1 protein-coding gene and 1 pseudogene are annotated in these 561 nt (G+C 70.4%); both read left to right on the top strand.

The genetic code is table 11. The features are described from left to right. Window positions 1-383: aldehyde dehydrogenase family protein (locus tag IH13_RS0120250; RefSeq protein WP_158791236.1), on the top strand; the 383-nt coding region annotated here is incomplete at its 5' end. A 2-nt stretch (window positions 384-385) separates the two neighbouring features. Beyond that, a pseudogene (locus tag IH13_RS42520) lies at window positions 386-561 on the top strand (NAD(P)-dependent alcohol dehydrogenase); the annotation flags it as partial.

The raw sequence follows: 561 nt of genomic DNA, 5'->3' as shown, positions 1-561 counted from the left end.
CATCAGAGATGTGTATAAGAGACAGCTTCTACGCCCCGACGATCCTGACCGATGTCCCGCCGGAGAGCCCGGTGGTGACCGAGGAGCAGTTCGGCCCGGTGCTGCCGGTCCTGCCCTACCGGAGCCTCGACGAGGCGGTCGAGGCGGCCAACGGCACCGGCTTCGGGCTGGGCGGCTCGGTGTGGGGGACCGACCTCGACCGGGCCGAGGCCGTGGCCGACCGGCTCGACTGCGGAACAGCCTGGATCAACCACCACGCCGAACTGTCCCTCGCCCAGCCCTTCTCGGGCGTCAAGAACAGCGGTGTCGGCGTCGCGGGAGGGCCGTGGGGGTTCTACGGCAACCTCCGGCCGTTTGTCGTCCACCGCCCACGGCAGGAGTGAGGATGAGATTCCAGGCGGCCGTACTGCGCTCCGCCGAGAGCCCGTTCACGGTCGAGGAGGTGCTGCTGCACACGGAACTCGCCGCCGGCGAGATCCTGGTCGAGATCGCGGGCTGCGGCATGTGCCGGACCGATCTCGCCGTCCGGAGATCCGCCGGCCGCAGCCCGCTGCCGGCGGT

Source organism: Streptomyces sp. NRRL WC-3549 (genome assembly GCF_000721935.1).
Classification (GTDB): domain Bacteria; phylum Actinomycetota; class Actinomycetes; order Streptomycetales; family Streptomycetaceae; genus Streptomyces.
The sequence above is the reverse complement of the archived record's forward strand: the minus strand, read 5'-3'. Positions and strand labels throughout refer to the sequence as shown.